This is a genomic window from Alcanivorax sp. HI0083, assembly GCF_001635175.1.
The window spans coordinates 1-1,164 of the sequence record NZ_LWFX01001474.1 but is presented as its reverse complement, the minus strand read 5'-3'; the positions used below and the strand labels follow the sequence as shown (position 1 = coordinate 1,164).

Sequence of the window (1,164 nt, the reverse complement as noted above, 5' to 3'; positions counted from 1 at the left end):
CTGCTGCGTGGCAGTGATTCGGGGCACTCTTTTGCCAGTGCGGTGGAGATTGCCGGGCAAAGAGCCGCCGGGATCGGGTTCGAGTTCTATCAGCCCCGAGCTGACGCCGCTGGCATGGACGCATTTGCGCGCAGCCTGCTGACGTGGCTGGGGGGAGGGGCGTCACCCGGACAGGTTTCCCTGGCAGGGATCAATGCCAGTGGCCTGAGTGAGTGGCTGTCGGTGCAATTGCCGAAAGCCGATCAGATTTCCTGCCCCACCGGGTTACCGGCCAGTTGTCTTGCGGGAAGTCAGGTGCTGTTGGTCAGTGACCGTCCTGCTGCAGGCGATGAGCAGGCCCTGCAGGCGTTACTGGTTGAGGCCCGTCAACAGGGCCTGGGGGTTGTCTATATTCATACCCGGGTGTGGAACAGTTCCCCGTTGGGTGAGGCGATGCTCGGCGAGTTGGGCATGGCACTGGGCAGTTACCCGGGGAACTACTTTGTGGAAGACACCCTGGATTGGTCTTCTGCGCAACAGATGCTTTCTGCCATTCAGGTGGATAACCCGATCAAGACCGCTCTGGAACATTTCTATCACCAGGACTTCCCGGTGAATTTTGATTATTGCGATAGCCTTGCCGATGGCAATTGCGATAACTATGCGGCCTTGAAAACGGCCTTGCTGGATGGTGCCAACCAGCTGCGCGGCATGCTCGGTAACCTGGATCGCCAAGGGCGCCCGTTGTTTGCCGAGCGCGGACATACCCTGTTAAAGCTGTTGGTGTTACTGGGTGATGTATGGCGTGAACAGATTGCTTATCCCATGAACAAAAACGTGGCTCCGGTAGGGGATTTCATGCGGGCACTCTATGCGGATTACAGCGTGCAATACTTGCGTGGAGTCCAGCCCGCCCAGCCGGATCTGGGTAGCTTCAGTGAGCCCATGGCGGCGGCGCCAGCTACCTCAACACAGCGCCCCAGCGTCACCGTTAAAGGCGACCATTTCACTGCGCTGGGGGCCTACGTGCTTCCGGGGCAGCGCGTCAGGATTACCCGCACCGACGATAACGACAGCGTAAGCACCGCCATTCGCATCAACACCCAGCGTACCGGTTCCACCCGGTTATGGAGCGAGTATTCCCGCCCGCGCTTTCTGGCCAGCCCGACCATGTCCATCGCGCCC

Annotated in this window: 1 protein-coding gene; it reads left to right on the top strand. The window is 59.8% G+C overall.

The window, feature by feature from the left end:
* The coding region (locus A3754_RS28080) for an ImpA family metalloprotease (protein ID WP_197468782.1) at positions 1–1,164 on the top strand (1,164 nt) is incomplete at both ends.